This is a genomic window from Aeromonas sp. ZOR0001 (assembly GCF_000801015.1).
Classification (GTDB): Bacteria; Pseudomonadota; Gammaproteobacteria; order Enterobacterales; family Aeromonadaceae; genus Aeromonas; species Aeromonas veronii.
This window is the reverse complement of sequence record NZ_JRJY01000008.1, coordinates 23904-40296: the sequence shown is the minus strand read 5'-3', so window position 1 is coordinate 40296 and position 16393 is coordinate 23904. Positions and strand designations below refer to the sequence as shown.

General features: G+C 59.7%; 15 protein-coding genes and 1 pseudogene. 2 read left to right on the top strand and 14 right to left on the bottom strand.

Going from position 1 to position 16393, the window contains the following annotated elements; genetic code table 11:
• From L972_RS20450 to ftsY, 9 genes and pseudogenes are all read right to left on the bottom strand, one after another.
• A pseudogene (locus L972_RS20450) lies at positions 1-551 on the bottom strand (urocanate hydratase); the annotation flags it as partial.
• Positions 552-604: 53 nt separating this feature from the next.
• On the bottom strand, positions 605-1549 hold the full coding sequence (gene hutG, locus L972_RS01355) for a formimidoylglutamase (RefSeq protein ID WP_047434642.1): 945 nt from the start codon (positions 1547-1549) through the stop codon (positions 605-607).
• Entirely contained in the window at positions 1542-2777 is a 1236-nt protein-coding gene (hutI, locus tag L972_RS01350) for an imidazolonepropionase (RefSeq protein ID WP_047434640.1), read from the bottom strand. The genes hutG and hutI overlap by 8 nt, the downstream gene beginning before the upstream one ends.
• A gap of 154 nt (positions 2778-2931) precedes the next feature.
• Entirely contained in the window at positions 2932-3636 is a 705-nt protein-coding gene (gene hutC, locus L972_RS01345) for a histidine utilization repressor (protein ID WP_041202413.1), read from the bottom strand.
• A gap of 11 nt (positions 3637-3647) precedes the next feature.
• On the bottom strand, positions 3648-4307 hold the full coding sequence (gene can / locus L972_RS01340; RefSeq protein ID WP_005339998.1) for a carbonate dehydratase: 660 nt from the start codon (positions 4305-4307) through the stop codon (positions 3648-3650).
• Positions 4308-4432: 125 nt separating this feature from the next.
• Positions 4433-5287, bottom strand: coding sequence for an RNA polymerase sigma factor RpoH (gene rpoH / locus L972_RS01335; protein ID WP_047434638.1), 855 nt, complete (start codon positions 5285-5287; stop codon positions 4433-4435).
• A gap of 451 nt (positions 5288-5738) precedes the next feature.
• Complete coding sequence (ftsX, locus tag L972_RS01330; protein ID WP_047434635.1) at positions 5739-6692, bottom strand: permease-like cell division protein FtsX; 954 nt, start codon at positions 6690-6692, stop codon at positions 5739-5741.
• Positions 6692-7360, bottom strand: coding sequence for a cell division ATP-binding protein FtsE (ftsE, locus tag L972_RS01325; protein WP_047434633.1), 669 nt, complete (start codon positions 7358-7360; stop codon positions 6692-6694). Before ftsE ends, ftsX begins: the two co-directional genes overlap by 1 nt.
• Before the next feature lie 89 nt (positions 7361-7449).
• On the bottom strand, positions 7450-9276 hold the full coding sequence (ftsY, locus tag L972_RS01320; RefSeq protein WP_047434631.1) for a signal recognition particle-docking protein FtsY: 1827 nt from the start codon (positions 9274-9276) through the stop codon (positions 7450-7452).
• A 110-nt stretch (positions 9277-9386) separates the two neighbouring features.
• Between ftsY and rsmD the strand changes: the two genes are divergently transcribed.
• Positions 9387-10016 (top strand): 16S rRNA (guanine(966)-N(2))-methyltransferase RsmD, encoded by a 630-nt coding sequence (gene rsmD / locus L972_RS01315; protein WP_047434630.1) that lies wholly within the window; start codon positions 9387-9389, stop codon positions 10014-10016.
• Positions 10000-10311, top strand: coding sequence for a DUF1145 domain-containing protein (locus L972_RS01310; RefSeq protein ID WP_005342853.1), 312 nt, complete (start codon positions 10000-10002; stop codon positions 10309-10311). Before rsmD ends, L972_RS01310 begins: the two co-directional genes overlap by 17 nt.
• An 855-nt stretch (positions 10312-11166) precedes the next feature.
• Here L972_RS01310 and L972_RS01305 read toward each other — a convergent pair.
• The 5 genes from L972_RS01305 to L972_RS01285 form a co-directional block, all read right to left on the bottom strand.
• On the bottom strand, positions 11167-12153 hold the full coding sequence (locus L972_RS01305) for a helix-turn-helix transcriptional regulator (protein WP_005339987.1): 987 nt from the start codon (positions 12151-12153) through the stop codon (positions 11167-11169).
• Between the two features lie 287 nt (positions 12154-12440).
• On the bottom strand, positions 12441-12827 hold the full coding sequence (locus L972_RS01300) for a SirB2 family protein (protein ID WP_042081419.1): 387 nt from the start codon (positions 12825-12827) through the stop codon (positions 12441-12443).
• A complete protein-coding gene (locus L972_RS01295; RefSeq protein WP_047434624.1) occupies positions 12824-14677 on the bottom strand; it encodes a monovalent cation:proton antiporter-2 (CPA2) family protein in 1854 nt (617 codons plus the stop codon). Before L972_RS01295 ends, L972_RS01300 begins: the two co-directional genes overlap by 4 nt.
• Before the next feature lie 67 nt (positions 14678-14744).
• Positions 14745-15341: a glutathione-regulated potassium-efflux system oxidoreductase KefF gene (gene kefF, locus L972_RS01290; RefSeq protein WP_047434621.1), complete on the bottom strand. Its 597-nt coding sequence runs from the start codon at positions 15339-15341 to the stop codon at positions 14745-14747.
• Positions 15342-15442: 101 nt separating this feature from the next.
• Positions 15443-16285 (bottom strand): LysR family transcriptional regulator, encoded by an 843-nt coding sequence (locus L972_RS01285; RefSeq protein ID WP_047434619.1) that lies wholly within the window; start codon positions 16283-16285, stop codon positions 15443-15445.
• Positions 16286-16393 lie beyond the last annotated feature (108 nt).

Sequence of the window (16393 nt, the reverse complement as noted above, 5' to 3'; positions counted from 1 at the left end):
CCGCCCATGCCGCCGAGACCACCGGTCAGGATCCAGCGCCCCTTGGGCTCACCGTTGAAGTGCTGGTTAGCCACCGCGAAGAAGGTCTCGTAGGTGCCCTGCACGATCCCCTGGGTGCCGATATAGATCCACGAACCCGCAGTCATCTGGCCGTACATCATCAAGCCCTTCTTATCGAGCTCGTTGAAGTGCTCCCAGTTGGCCCAGTGAGGCACCAGATTGGAGTTGGCGATCAGCACCCGCGGCGCATCCTTGTGGGTCTGGAACACCCCGACCGGCTTGCCGGATTGCACCAGCAGGGTCTGATCCTCCTCGAGCCGGGTCAGCACCTCGACGATCTTATCAAAGCAGGCCCAGTTGCGGGCGGCGCGGCCAATCCCGCCATAGACCACCAGCGACTGGGGATGCTCGGCCACCTCGGGATCCAGATTGTTCATCAGCATCCGCAGCGGCGCCTCGGTGAGCCAGCTCTTGGCGGTCAGTTCAGTGCCACGCGGGGCACGGATCACTCGGTTCGGATCATGACGGGGATCCTGCTGTTGCACAGACATACACACTCCTTGTTGTATCAATAGGGTGCCTTCGGCGACGGGCGGCCAAAGGGTTAACGGGTCAACAGATGAACCAGCCGCGCGGCCACGCGGGCACTGCGGTTGTCCTGATCCAGCGTCGGGTTGTACTCGGCCAGATCAGCGAGCCTGAGCTTGCCGCTGGCCCGGATATGAGCGATCAGCGGTTCGATCACCGCCAGCTCCACGCCACGGGCGGCGGGGGCGCTCACTCCCGGCATCACGGCCGCCGGCAGCACGTCGAGATCGATGGTCAGATAGAGGTGATCACAATGGGCGATAAAGGCGTCCAGCCCGCTTAGCAAGGCTGGCAGCCCGGTCTGAGTCATCGCCTCATCCAGCACATGCCACACTCCCAGCCCCTTGGCACGGGCAAACAGGGCTTGGGTATTGGCGGTCTCGGCTACCCCGAGGCAGGCGTAGTGAAACGGCGTGCCCTGAGCGATGCACTGTTCGGCGATCTGAAAGAAGGGGGTGCCGGAGCTGGCCTGCTCCAGCTTCATGCGCAGGTCAAAGTGGGCGTCGAAATTGATGATCCCGACCCGCCCCTCACCACCAAGATGACGGTTCAGGCCGCTCCAGCTGCCGAAGGCCACCTCGTGGCCGCCCCCCAGCACCAGCGGGAAATGGCCCAGTTCGAGCGCAGCGGCGACCCGCTCGGCCAGACGGCCGTGGGCAGCATCGAGATCCCTATCGGTACAGCTCACATCCCCGCCATCGTAGACGGGTCGATTCAGGTGCCAGGCGGTATTGGCCAGCAGCTTGCGCACAGCCAGCGGCGCCCCGGCGGCGCCGACACGCCCCTTGTTGCGGCGCACCCCTTCATCGCAGGCAAAACCGAGCAGCACTACACCAGCTGCCTCCTGTGCCCCGGCGGTCCAGGGCTGCACCTTGTCATGCCAGCGCAGGGCCAGTTCGCCATCTTCCGGATCCTGTCGTCCCTGCCAGAGCGACATATCGACCGGGTTGAACTTATCCATGGAGGCTCTCCTCACCGTTGAAGATGCGGCCTGCCAGCTGATCGACGCCGACCATGTAGCTCAGCTCGGCAGGATGGGCGCAGTGCCAGATCAGAAAATCGGCCGCCATGCCCGCCTTGAGCTGGCCAAGGCGATCCTGCTCGCCGAGCGCTTTGGCGGCGTGACGGGTCACCCCAACCATGGCCTCCACCGGCGTCAGACCAAACAGGGTACAAGCCATGTTCATCGCCATCCGCAGCGAGACGATGGGGGCGGTACCCGGGTTGATGTCGGAGGAGACCGCCATCGCCACCCCCGCCTTGCGCAAGGCGGCAACCGGCGGCAGCTTGGTCTCTTTGAGGAAGTAGAAGGCGGTGGGCAGCAGGGTAGCGACCACGCCACGGTGGGCCAGCGCCAGGATCCCTTCCGGATCCAGATACTCCAGATGATCCACCGAGAGGGCGCCAAAGTTGGCAGCGAGCGTGCTGCCACCGAGATTGGAGAGCTGATCCATATGCCCCTTCACCGGCAGGCCGTACTGATCCGCCGCCAGATAGACCTGCTCGGTCTGGGCCAGCGAAAAGCCGATGTGCTCGCAGAAGACATCTACCGCATCGGCCAGACCCGCCTCGGCGGCGGCCGGGATAATCTCCTGACAGATGGTCTCGACCCAGCTGTCGGGATCATCGCGATACTCCGGCGGCACCGCATGGGCCGCCAGCAGAGTGGTTTTGACCCGGATCGGCAACGCCTCTCCCAGTCGGCGGGCCACCCGCAGCATCTTGAGTTCGTCATCCAGCGTCAGGCCATAGCCGGACTTGATCTCCACCGTGGTGACCCCTTCGCGGATCAGGGATTTCACCCTCGGCAACGCCAGCTTAAAGAGCTGCTCTTCGCTGGCGGCACGGGTGGCACGCACCGTGCTGATGATGCCACCGCCCCGACGGGCGATCTCCGCATAGGGCACTCCCTGCTGACGCAGCTCGAACTCCTCGGCACGGCTGCCGGCGAAGACCAGATGGGTGTGACAATCGATAAGGCCGGGGGTGACCAGCTTGCCCCGCATATCCTGCCAGTGAGCAGGATACGGCCCCTTCAGTTCGGCCATCGGCACCAGCGCGTGGATCTTGCCATCCTTCACGCCGATGGCATGGAGCGGCAGCAGACCGTAGTCGGCCAGCTCATCACTCAGGGTGGCGGGCGTCACGTTGAGCCAGACCCGTTCGCAGTTCAACAGTTCCTTGTTCATAGCGACCTCAAATGTATATACATATTCTTATAGTCGATCTCTATGACGAAAGAAAGAGCGAAGTTCACATCCTGATAACAGCATCAAACTTAGAGTTTAAGCACAAAAAAGCCCACCAGGAGGTGGGCTTTGCAAAATCGAGTTGTATAGACATTTACTCCAGCTGAGTCTTGGAGCTGAGCTTGTAGCGGGAACCGGGGGAGAGCAAACGGGCGTAGGAGACCAGATGCCCCTCCGACCAGGTACGCCGGTGCAACAACAGGCAGGGAGAATCTACGCGGATTTGCAACAATCCCGCCTCACCGGCGCTGGGCAACACGGCTTCCACCACGTGCTCCATCTCGGAGAGGGGGCAGACATCCATCAGATAGCGGTTGGGGGTCTGTTGGGTAAAATCCTGCTCGCCATAGCCAGGCAAGCGCCCGGCATCGACGAAGCGCTCCTCCAATTGCAACGGCTCCCCATCGGCCTGATGGACGATCAGGCTGTGAAAGATGGGGGCGCCAACCCGCAGCCCCAGTTGTACCGCCACCTTCTCGTCGGCGGCCAGTCGCTGCAGCCGGATCACCCGGGCGCTGTACTCGCCGCCACGCTCGGCGATCTCGTCGGCAATATTGCGAATAGCCAGCAGCGGCGACTCGGTGCGCCGGTCCGCCACGAAGCTGCCGGAACCGGCGGTACGCACCAACCACCCTTCCGCCACCAGTTCCCGCAGCGCCCGGTTGACCGTCATCCGGCTCACGGTGAACTGCTCGCACAGGGCCGCTTCGGTCGGGATCCTGTCCCCCGCCTGATAGTGGCGTTCGCGGATCCCGTCCAGAATGTGCTGCTTGATCTGCAGATAGAGAGCTGGCGCCACCATGAAGCACCCTAGCGCCGACGGTGGGGCGGACGCATGTCCGGCCAGGCACGATAGACATCGGGGATCTGATCCGGGCCGCTGATGCAAAGATCGAGATCATGCAGCAGACCGTCTTTAATCCCGTAGATCCAGCCATGCACCGCCAGTTCCTGCCCCTTGCGCCAGGCGTTCTGGATGATGGTGGTGTGGCAGACGTTGGCGACCTGCTCGGCCACGTTCAGCTCGCACAGGTAGTCGAAGCGCTCGTGCTCATCCTCGATGGCCTCGAGCTCTTCACCATATTTGAAGTAGACATCCTTGATGTTGCGCAGCCAGTTGTCGATGAGACCCAGCTCCTGATTCTGCATCGCGGCCTTGACGCCGCCGCAGCCATAGTGACCGCAGACGATGATGTGCTTCACCTTGAGCACTTCTACCGCGTATTGCAGCACGGAGAGGCAGTTGAAATCGGTATGTACCACCAGATTGGCGACGTTGCGGTGGACGAAGACGTCCCCCGGCAGCAACCCCATCAGTTGGTTGGCGGGGACCCGGCTGTCGGAACAACCGATCCAGAGGTATTCGGGGGCCTGCTGGGCAGAAAGAGTGGCAAAGAAAGCGGGATCTTCGGCTTTGATCCGTTCGGCCCACTCACGGTTGTTGGTAAACAGGTCGTTCAACAGTTTCACTTCTGCTCTCCCTAATGTGGCAGTGGCGGCAACATAACACACTCAAGGGTAACCAAAGCAAGGCCGACCAGATCCTTGCGAAACAAAAACAGGGCCATCAGGCCCTGTTTTTATGAGAGGAAGCATCAGGCTTCCATGGCATCTTTCAGCTTCTTGAGTGCGTTTTTCTCAAGCTGACGCACACGCTCGGCAGAGACGCCGTAGGTATCGGCCAGCTCCTGCAGAGTGGTCTTGCTGTCATCATCGAGCCAGCGAGCGCGGATGATGTGTTGGCTGCGCTCATCCAGGGTGGCGAGGGCCGAGCTCAGGCGACGGGTCGCGTGATCGTCCCAGTTGTCATTCTCGATGGTCGCTGCCAGATCGGAGGATTTGTCCTCCAGATAGTGAACCGGAGCAAAACCGCCCTCTTCCTCATCATCACCAACCAGATCGAACGCCTGATCGTAGTTGGCCATTCGCGCTTCCATCTCGGTCACGTCAGCGGCAGAAACGCCGAGATCGGCCGCCACGGACTGAACCTCTTCGTGGTTCAGCCAGCCCAGACGTTTTTTGGATTTGCGTAAGTTGAAGAAGAGCTTGCGCTGGGCCTTGGTGGTCGCCACCTTGACCATGCGCCAGTTGCGCAGGACATATTCGTGGATTTCGGCCTTGATCCAGTGCACGGCAAAGGAGACCAGACGCACGCCGACCGTCGGGTCGAAGCGCTTGACCGCCTTCATCAGGCCGATATTGCCTTCCTGTACCAGATCGGCCTGGGGCAAGCCGTAACCGGCATAACTCTTGGCGACATGAACGACAAAGCGCAGGTGCGACATAACCAGCTGACGAGCAGCCTCGAGATCGCCATCCTGCTGCAAACGCTCAGCCAGTTCACGCTCTTCCTCTGCGCTCAGCACAGGAATAGAGTTTACTGCCTGGATATAGCCTTCCAGACTACCTTGCGGAATCAGAGCCATAGTGCGCTGCAATGAAGTTCCCATCTGTTACCTCTTACTTTTCAATCGAATCAGTCTAACACCCTGAGAGGGTCTGTCTACTGACCGGATGCCATTCTGCGGCGTGTATCAAAGAACATGCCCAGTTTTAGACCGGCTTATCTTAAGCCTGCAGGATGAATCATGAATGAACAGTCAAAAAAAGGGGGTCACAATGAAGGACCCCCGAAAAGTAGCATGCTAAGTCCATTGTTGCGGAGCTCGCAACCTTCACATGCTTGCCAAGTCTGACGAGCAAGGCAGAGGGGCCACACCCGTATAAATGCTTCAGCTTTAATAGACTGCTTATAAATCAGAAGGTTCACTGGATCTAGCGAAGATCCGGAAGATCATTGTTATTCAGAATACTCTGACTATGGGGGCCAAGCCAGAAACGGCCCCTCTTTTACTTGATCCGCCTCTCAAAATCCAGCGATTTACTTTGATGATAAAGTAATCAGGATGGTTCGATGTCGCGAATGTGGCGATGGACCGAGAACCAGGAGGCAATCAGCCCCAGCAGGGCGCCCAGCAAGATCAGATTGATCCCGTCTACCGCCCCCATGCCAACCAGCCGGAAGTTACTGTTATACAAGCCCGCCAGCTCCTTCACCACCCCTTCGCTCCAGATCACCATCACTTCGGTCAGCCACCAGGCCAGCATGCCGCCGATCACCCCGAACCAGATACCGGTATAGAGGAAAGGGCGATGAATGAAGGAGTCGGTCGCCCCCACCAGCTTGAGCACTTCAATCTCGGAACGCTGGTTGAGGATGTTGAGACGCAGGGTATTGCCGACGATCAGCAACACGGCGGAGAGCAGCAGCACCGCGATACCGGTAATGGTGTGGCGCAGCAGGTTCATGATCCCCTGCAACCGGGTCAGCCACTGCAGATCCAGCTTGCCCTGCTCGACCCCAATCTCGTTGTTGAGCTTGCTGAGCAGCTCGGCGGCCCCTTCCGGGTTCTGCCAACGCGGATCCGGGATCACGCTCAGCACCGGCGGTAGCGGGTTGCTGTCCAGATAATCGAGGGCATCGCCGAAGCCGGAGATCTCGCGAAACTCCCGCAACGCATCGTCACGGCTCAGGTAAGTGACCGAATCCACCTCGGGATAGAGCAGGATCCTGTGCTGCAGATCGAGAATGCTCTGCTCCGGCAGAGCCTTGCGCAGGTAAAGGGAGATCTGGGAACTGCTCTGCCAGCTCCCCTCCACGACCTCGGCGTTTTTCAGCAGCACGTGGAAGCAGGATGGCAGCGCCAGACTGACGCCAAGCACCGCCAGCGTCATCAGGGAGGCGAGCGGATTGCGCCACAGCTCCCCGAGACTGGCAAACGCCTGCCGCACATGATCAACCCCGTACATCATCAGACGGCGCAGCGGCGGTTGTTTATGACGAACGATAGCCATCAGAGCTCCTCCCCGGCCGAATACATGCGACCCGCCTTGAGGGTCAGGGTGCGATAGCGCATGCGAGCGATCAGCCCCAGATCGTGGGTGGCAATCAGTACCGAGACCCCAAAATTGTTGAACTCCTGAAATAGCCGCATGATATCCATGGAGAGCTGGGGATCTAGGTTGCCGGTCGGTTCATCCGCCAGCAGCAACGGCGGCTTGTTGACGATAGCGCGGGCGATACCGACCCGCTGCTGCTCACCACCGGAGAGCATGCGCGGCTGGTAGCGCTCCTTGCCGAGCAACCCCACCTTGTCCAGCGCCGCCGCCACCCGCTTGTTGATGTCCGCATGGCTGTAACCATCGATCACCAGCGGCAGCGCCACGTTGTCGAACACGGTGCGGTCCATCAGCAGGCGGTGATCCTGAAAGATCATCCCGATCTGGCGGCGAACATAGGGGATCTGGCTGCGCTGGATCTGGCTGACATCGTCGCCATGGAAGAATACACGACCATCGGTCGGGCGCTCCATCACGCTGATCAGTTTGAGGAGGGTACTCTTGCCCGCCCCCGAGTGCCCGGTCAGAAAAGCCATCTCCCCCTTGCGCAGGTGAAAGCTGACCTTTTGCAGCGCCTGATGGCCGCCGCTGTATACCTTGCTGACCTTGTCAAAACGAATCATAACGGTTCCCTGAAATTGACAAACCCCGACCGGAGTCGGGGTATGGAACACTTACTCATCACGGCTGAGCTGACTCATCGCGGCCGGACTTATTCATCGCGGCTGAAGAGCGCCTCGATGAAGTCGTTGGCAACGAAGGGACGCAGATCGTCGATCCCCTCGCCCACCCCGATGTAGCGGATCGGGATCTGGAACTTGTCGGCCACCGCGAAGATGACGCCGCCCTTGGCCGTGCCATCCAGCTTGGTGAGGGTGATGCCGGTCAGGCCAACCGCCTCGCTGAACAGTTTGGCCTGGCTCAGCGCGTTCTGGCCGGTGCCTGCATCCAGCGTCAGCATGATCTCGTGGGGCGCCTCTTCATCCAGCTTCTTCATCACCCGCACCACCTTCTTGAGCTCTTCCATCAGGTTGCTCTTGTTCTGCAGGCGACCGGCGGTGTCGGCGATCAGCACATCAGCCCCGCGGGAGCGGGCGGCCTCGATGGCGTCATAAATGACGGAAGCGGAGTCGGCACCGGTATGCTGGGCAATCACCGGAATGTTGTTGCGCTGACCCCAAACCTGCAGCTGTTCGACCGCTGCGGCACGGAAGGTGTCACCCGCCGCCAGCATCACGCTCTTGCCTTCAGCCTGGAACTGCTTGGCCAGCTTGCCGATGGTAGTGGTCTTGCCAACGCCATTCACGCCGACCATCAGGATCACATAAGGCTTCTTGCTGGTGTCGATCACCAGCGGCTGCTCGACCTTGGCCAGCATCTCGCCCATATCCTGTTTGAGCAAACCGTAGAGCGCTTCGGCATCCTTGAGCTGCTTGCGGTCCGCGTGCTGCACCAGCCCCTCGATGATGCGAGTGGTGGTATCCACGCCGAGATCGGCGGTCAGCAGCTGGGTCTCCAGCTCTTCGAACAGCTCATCGTCAATCTTCTTGCCACGGAACAGGCCGAAGAAACCGGAACCGATATTCTCCTTGGTGCGCACCAGACTGCGCTTGAGGCGAGCAAAGAAGCCCTCCCGCTGCGGTTTGTCCTGGGTGTCGTCGTCTACCTTGGCGGCCAGCGGCAGAGCAGCCAGTGCGGCGGCCTCAGCCTCCATCGCGGCGACCAGGCGCATATCTTCCGCTCGCTGTGCCTCTTTGGCGATACGGGCTTCTTCCGCAGCCTGAGCTTCAGCGGCAATGCGAGCCTCCTCCGCAGCGCGAGCCTCGGCAGCAATACGAGCTTCTTCCGCAGCACGGGCTTCGGCAGCAATGCGAGCTTCTTCCGCAGCGCGGGCTTCGGCGGCGATACGAGCCTCTTCCGCAGCGCGGGATTCGGCAGCAATACGAGCCTCTTCTGCAGCTTGTGCTTCGGCAGCAATGCGAGCCTCTTCCACAGCGCGAGCTTCAGCAGCAATGCGAGCTTCTTCCGCAGCACGGGCTTCGGCAGCGATGCGGACCTCTTCCGCAGCGCGAGCCTCGGCGGCGATACGAGCATCTTCTGCAGCGCGAGCTTCGGCGGCGATACGAGCCTCTTCCGCGGCACGAGCTTCGGCAGCGATGCGAGCCGCTTCAGCAGCTTGTGCTTCTGCGGCAGTGCGAGCGGCTTCAGCGGCCCGTTCCTCTTCGGCGATCAGCGCTTCGTTGACGATCACCGGCTCCAGATCGGAGGCGCACTCCTCCACCACCAGCGGGCCGTGGTCGTCCAGCTCGGTCGGCAGGCAGCAATCATCTTGCAAAACGGGATTCTGTGCGCTGGCAGGCACTTCGGGGGCAACAGCCGGCGTACTATCGGAAACAGTTATATCGGAAACGGGAGCGGGGGTAGCAGTGACCTCGGGCTCAACGGTAACGGGGGTGGCTTGGGGTGTCTGTGGTTGGACAGCCTCAGCCTCTTCTTTCTTGCGGCCGAAACCCAGCCAGGAAAACAAACCTTTTGCCATCTAAAAATACTCACATCAAAGGCTGACTGCTAAGATAGCCGTCCCTGGGCGGGTCGGCATAAAAATGAACCGCCTTATACTACCACTTTATTTTCTGACGATGAAACGCGATGCCCAGAGTGAAATCCAGCCGTAGCAACCCGAGCAAGAGTCCCGCCCCGCAAGGAAAATCGGGCTTTGTAAGAATCATCAGCGGCCAGTGGCGAGGCCGCAAATTGCCGGTCAAGGATGTGGAGGGGCTCAGACCCACCACGGATCGCGTCAAGGAGACCATCTTCAACTGGCTGGCTCCCCACATCCGCGGCACCCGCTGCCTCGACCTGTTTGCCGGCAGCGGCGGCCTTGGTCTGGAGGCGCTGTCGCGCTATGCCGAGCAGGTAACCCTGATCGAGATGGACAGAGGGGCGGCAGAGCAGATCAAAAAGAATCTGGCCACTCTCGGCAGCACACAGGGTCAGGTATTCCAGACCGATGCAGTGAGCTGGCTGCAAGGCCCGGCCACGCCGTTTGATCTGGTATTCCTCGATCCGCCGTTTCGCCGCGAGCTGCTGCCGCAAGTGTGCGAACTGCTGGAGCAGCGCGGCTGGCTGGCGCCGGACGCCCTCATCTATCTGGAGCGGGAAAAAGAGATGGCCGATCTGGCGCTGCCCGCCAACTGGCAGTTACTCAAGGACAAACAAGCAGGTCAGGTCTGCTATCAACTCTATCTAAGAGAGGTAAACAATGAAGCGAGTCTTTAATCTGTTGGCGATGGGGCTGATATTGTTCTTCTGGTTTGGCGTGCTGGTGAGCCTGATTGCCCCGCTGCCCGGCAAACTCAACGGCTTTCTGCCGGTCTGCGGCGTGATCGTCGCCCTGCTGCACTGGCTGCAGGCCAGCATGATCAAGGCAGCTTGCAAACGCTACTTCGCTGTCACCAAGGCCGAATTTGTCACTGTGCTGATATTTGGCGTGTTTGGCATGGTCGACATTCGTCAGCGCCTGCAAGAGATCGTCAACGCCGCCCAGCGCGGCAATCTCTCGGACAAACCATAAAAGAAAAGGGGACGGCGGTAGCCGTCCCCTAGAGTCGTGTCGTCCTGTCCGTAGAACTGCAATGCTCCCTGCAATCCCTGACGTTATCCTAATCCTTTGGAATATCCCCTTTCCAATCCGTTGGCGTGTCCTGCGGCGTTCCTAGCCTGGCAATTCATCCTGAACTGCTTCCCTGTCTCCATCCTGGAGGTGTCCATTACCACGTCCTGTGGGGTTCCTTGCGTCTTCCTGACAGATAACCATCCGGGTTATCTCACTTCATCCTGAAGTATTCCTCTCGCATCCGGCGAGGTCCTGTTCATCCTGAAGAACGAGGTTCCGTTCGTTCTGCTCCCATCCCGAGAGTGTCCTGCCGCATCCCGCGGTGTTCCTTTATTCATCCGTGACGATAATCATCCTGATTATCGAGCTCATCCTGAGGTGTCCCTTGTCCACATCCTGCGGACTATTCCATCTTTATGCGCTGCCCTGCATCCTGCCGGACCAGCTCCGTCCTTGTGAGACCCATACTAAGGAAATGCGCACCCCGAACAAGGGCCATCCAATGATAAAGATCCGATGCAGCTCCCATCCAAAAATACGAACTTAAAAACTAATCCTTTAATATCAGCCATTTATTTAGTTTCACAGGAAAGCTCGATCATTCTGGCATGGCTTCGCGTACGGCTCAAAGCGCCAGCCTCTTACAGTCGCTATGGCAGATCTCTTACACGGGTTTCGCCCCCAAAAACGGGGCAGGAAAACGGTTCAATCCTGACGTTAAGACTTAAAAATTAGTTGAATAAATATGCTTAAAAAAACCGCAAAAAAAAGAGCCGAGACCAGGCTCGACTCTTCAACATTCCAATCTTTTAATCAGCTCAAGCGGTTGGCCGGATTGAGATAGGCCTTGCGCAGCGATTCCGGTGCCAGCACTTCCAGTTCACCGCCGATGTTGTTCAACCAGCTGCGAAACTCCGGGGTGTCCTGCACTTCTGTCTCCACCACCACACTGCGCTTGTCATAGCGGGTCATGCGCGGATTATTGCCGGGGATCTGGTTATCCACCAGCGACTGGCTGTTGGCATCGATCCGGCCGACGAAGCGGATCGGGCCGCTCACATCCTGATAGCCCTGATCGCGGATCAGCTTCTGGATATTGAAATCCTTCGGCTGGGTGGCGCTGAAGTTGGTCAGCTCCACGTTCTTGATATGGTCAAACGGAATGCCGTAGACCTTGGGATCCAGCTCGGACAGAGTGCAGAGCAGGATCGGGCCGTCCGGCTGATTGAGAATGCCGAGCGGGTTGATACGGTCGTAGCAGAGCCACACGGTGCGCTCTTTGATCACGCGCTGGATCTCGGCACTGAACTTGCGACCACGCCAGAGCGCATCGCGGATCAGAGTGCTGCGGCGGATCTCCGGGTTGCCGGCAAACGGACGCGGTGACTGGTGGACACTCTCCAGCCAGCGTTCGGCCAGTTCGCTCTGGCTGTCGCGGATCACCTGGCTCGCCTTGTCGACCAGCGGGTTCAGTTCGGTCAGTACGCTCGCTGGCAACAATTGGCTCGCCTGATCACTCCAGGTTTTCAGGGCCACCGCCAGCGAGAGCGGCATGATATTGGCAAAGTCGTTGAGGCCGTGGCGCTCGAAGCACCAGCCATGGGGTTTGCTGCGCTCGTCCGAGGTGAGGTCGAACAGTCCCATGCCGGACATCTCCTCCAGGTCCCGTTGCACGGTACGCAGACTGACGTGGATACCTTCCTCTTCCAGTTTTACCTGGAGTTGGCTGGCGGTCAGCTTGTAAGGGCGGTGCGGGATGCAACGCGCCAAGGTCAGTTGTCGTAACAGCTTCTTGCTCATGGTGCTTGCCTTCACTGGTTTAGCGTTGACTGTATGCTAGTCGTGACTTGCGACAGTCTATGTCGCAAGTTTTGCTGCGACAACTGTCGCCATTTTCATACAAAACACACTAAACAGTTGATTTATAAAGACAATGAACTCAAAAAAGGAGCCGCTAGAGGCTAAAATTAGCCAAAAATCCCTCAAATGAAAGTTCTATCTTGCGATTTATTGTTAGCATAAAACTCCGATTAATTAATTCATCACAGAATATGATTTCAGGGGAGAGCATGACTCTCCCCTTTTGCTCACATCAGCCACGACCAGGCTGACTTGGTGATAGCCGCACCGACCATGTAGCCAAACACCGCCAGTGCCGCCACACCGGCCACCAGCTTCTGACCGCGGGCCGGGCGCTTGAGCGCCATGACACCCAGACCGATATAGAGCACCAGTGCAATCAGCTTGGCCATCAGCCAGGGTTGTTGACCCGGGCTCAACTGCAAGGCCACCGCCAGCAACACACCAAACAGCAGCAGGAAGGTGTCGTTGATATGCGGCAGGATCTTCAGCCACTTCTGCTGCAACCGATCGCTGCCGGCCAGCGCCAGACTCCAGCGATAGATAAAGAGCAGCAGACTGACCAGTGCCAGCGTCATATGCAGGTGTTTGAACATGGGGTAATAGGCAATCATTTTGCTTCCTTGTCGTCGGGTAGCCCGCTATTCCAGTTGTGGGCATGGATACGCTCCTGCCCCTCCTCGTCGTCTTGCAACAGATCGGAGAGGATCTCCCGGTATTGCAGGCTCTTGTTGATATAAGTGTGTTCGTCGTCCAGATAGTTGACCTGCTCGCGCAACAGCCAGTTATCGTGCTGCTTGAAGGTCTGCCCCGCCCGCCAGGCCTGGTTGGCCCTAAACCCAAGCTGGGTCAGGGCTTCCACCCCCAGATCGACCGCAGAGCCGAGGGTTTCCCGGTGCACGCTCTCGACCCCGCGGCGCAGGATCTCGTGGGCATGGGGTCGATCCAGAGCTCGCGCCAGGATCTTCAGGTGCGGGAAGTGCTTCTGCACCATCTCGATCACCGCCAGCGAGGTAGCCGGATCGTTGATGGAGAGCACCAGCAGCTTCGCCTTGTGCGCCCCTGCGGCATGGAGCAGATCGATCCGGCTGGCATCGCCATAGAAGACCTGATAGCCATACTTGCGCAGGGTCTCTATCTGGCTGGCATCCTGCTCAAGGATGGTGGTGCCGATGCCGTGACCATGCAGCAGACGCCCCACGATCTGACCGAAGCGGCCGAAGCCCGCGATGATCACCGGATGCTCCACCAGCTCAGGTTGCTCATGCTGCGGTGCGTCGCTCTGGTTACGGTAATCGAACCAGGGCTGGATCACCCGATCATTGAGGATCAGCAGCAGTGGGGTGAGCGCCATGGAGAGCGCTACCACCAGCGTCAGCAACGAGATGGTCTCGCCGGGCAGCACCCGATTCTGGGCGGCAAACGAGAAGAGCACGAAGGCAAACTCGCCCCCCTGCGCGAGCGCCAGCGCGAAGGTCCAGCGCTGGCTCGGCGAGATTCGGATGATGAAGCCAAGCGCCATCAGCACCAGCCATTTGAGCACCATCAGGCCAACGACCAGGGTTGGTATCAGGAAGGGGTGCTCGGCAAACAGCCCGAAGTCGATCCCCGCCCCCACCGACATAAAGAACAGGCCGAGCAGCAAGCCCTTGAACGGCTCAATGTCTGCCTCCAGCTCGTGGCGATATTCGCTATCGGCCAACACCACACCGGCGAGGAAGGAGCCGAGAGCGGGCGAGAGCCCCACCGACTCCATCAGCACAGCGATAGCGATCACCAGCAGCAGAGCGGCGGCGACGAAGATCTCCCGCATATGGGACTGGGCGATGGCACGAAATACCGGCCGCATCAGGTAGTGGCCACCCAGCACAATGCCGGAGATGGCCGCGACCACCAGCAGACCATGCTGCCAACCAGCCAGCTCGGAGCCACCACTGCTGGCGACCGGCGCCATGGCCAGCAGCGGCAGCAGCGCCAGGATCGGAATGACCGCAATATCCTGAAACAGCAGCACTGCAAAGGCGGAGCGACCGCTCTCACTCTGCATCAGCTTGCGCTCCTGCAGGCTCTGCAACACGATGGCGGTGGAGGAGAGCGCCAGAATGAGGCCGATGGCCAGCCCCTGTTGCAGCGGCAGACCGATCAGGTGCGCCACGCCGGTCAGTGCCGCCGTAGTGAGCAGCACCTGCAGGCCACCGGTGCCGAGGATCGGCCCCTTCAGCTGCCACAAGAGGGCCGGACGCAACTCCAGCCCGACCAGAAACAGCATCAGCACCACGCCAAACTCGGCGAAGTGCATCACATCCTTCTGCTCCCCCACCAGCCCCAACAGGAAGGGGCCTATGATGATTCCCGCCAGCAGGTAGCCGAGCACCGAGCCCAACCCCCAGCGCTTGGCCAGCGGCACCGCGATGACGGCGGCGGAGAGGTAGATAAAGGCATCAAACAGGATCCCGTGGCCCATCAGTCAGCCCTCCGTTTGAACGTCTGATCCGACTCATAGACTCGGCCAACAAGCTGTCCGTGTTTCATCAGAGCACCTCCAGCAAGTCGCGCAGATAAGGACGCCCGGCCAGTTGCTCTGGAGTCAGCTGATCGTCACGCAGGGCGCAAAGCAGCTGGCGGTAATCCTGTCCACAGCGGCGCAGGGCGGCGGGATCCTTGATCTTGTGAAAGGAGTGCAGCACGAAAGGGGGCAGCCAGTTCATGCCGCACAAGGTGGCCGCCTGCTGAAATGGCAGCAGAAAATCGAGCAGCGGTCGGCTGTTGTATCCCTCGCTGCAGTAGGACTCCGGCGCCCCGCCGGTGGTGATGGCGCTCAGCCACTGCTTGCCCTTGAGGGCGTGGGCTTCGGGGCCGTAGGCGTAGCCATACTCCAGCACCAGGTCCATCCATTCTTTCATGATGGCCGGGCAGGAGTACCAGTAAAACGGGTGCTGGAAGACGATGATATCGTGCTCACAGAGCAGCGCCTGCTCCCGCTTCACATCGATAAACATGTCGGGATAGTGCTGATAGAGGTCGTGAACCTTGACCCCCTCCAGCCCTTCAATCGCCTGCAACAGCTGCTTGTTGGCCCGCGAGCTCTGCAGCGCGGGATGGGAAAAAATAACCAGAATGCGTTTCATGACCACATCACCCGAACAAAGCCTTGCGGTGCAAGGCGAGGTAAACAGAAAAGGGGAGTCTGGGGAGCTGCATCGTAAAGGTGCACAGGAGAGCGACCTTATCAGGAAGCGCCATAGCCTGCCAACTCGGGGATCAGCTCCCGCAGCGCCGGATTGAGGGTCTGGTGGGCGGGATAGCAGAGCCCAATTCGGCGAAACATCCGCGGCCCGCTCACCGGCAGGGTACAGAGCCCTGCCTCATCCTCCACCAGCCCGTCCGGCAGAAAACTGATGCCAACCCCCGCCAGCACCAGCGCCATCACCAGCCCCTTGCTCTCGGCCTTGGCCACCAGATTGAGGGTAAGCCGGTCACAGGCCAGCAGGCCGATAGTCTGCTGATGGGCTTCGCAGGGCGGGCACTCAATAAAATCATAATGTTGCAGCTCGGCCAGCTCGATCCTTTCGCGTCTGGCCAGGGGATGATCGACCGGCACGCAGAGCACATAATCCTCCTCCCACAGCGGCAGAAAGATCTCGTCCTCCCGGCGCAAGGCATCCAGCGTCAAGCGGCAGTCGGCGGGCGTGATGTAGTCGGAGAGGGTGAGATCCAGTTGCGGCAACACGCGTTGTACTTGCTGCAACAGCCCGGCCACCCGACGGCGACTCAAGTCCGGCATGATGGCGATATTGAGCCTCGCACGCGTCGCTTTCTGGCGAAACAGCTCCGGCAGACGGCGCGCCTCCTCCACCAGCTTGACCGCATGGGGATAGAGATAGTGGGCCGGATCTTTCGCCACCACCCCCTTCTTGCCCCGGACAAACAGGCTGTCACCGAGCGCCTCTTCCAGCTGGCGCAGCCCCGCCGAGAGGGAGGGCTGGCTGACGTGGCAGCGCTCGGCCGCCGCCGTGATGTTCTTCTCTTCATAGATGGCGATGAAGAAACGCAGCAATCTCAAGTCCAGCATAAACCAACCATAGTTTTTTCAGATGATAACCAGCGGAAAACAATATTTATCACTTATAGATGCAGTGACTATAGTGATTGGGTTCCGTGCTGGCCAGCCACCTGTTTG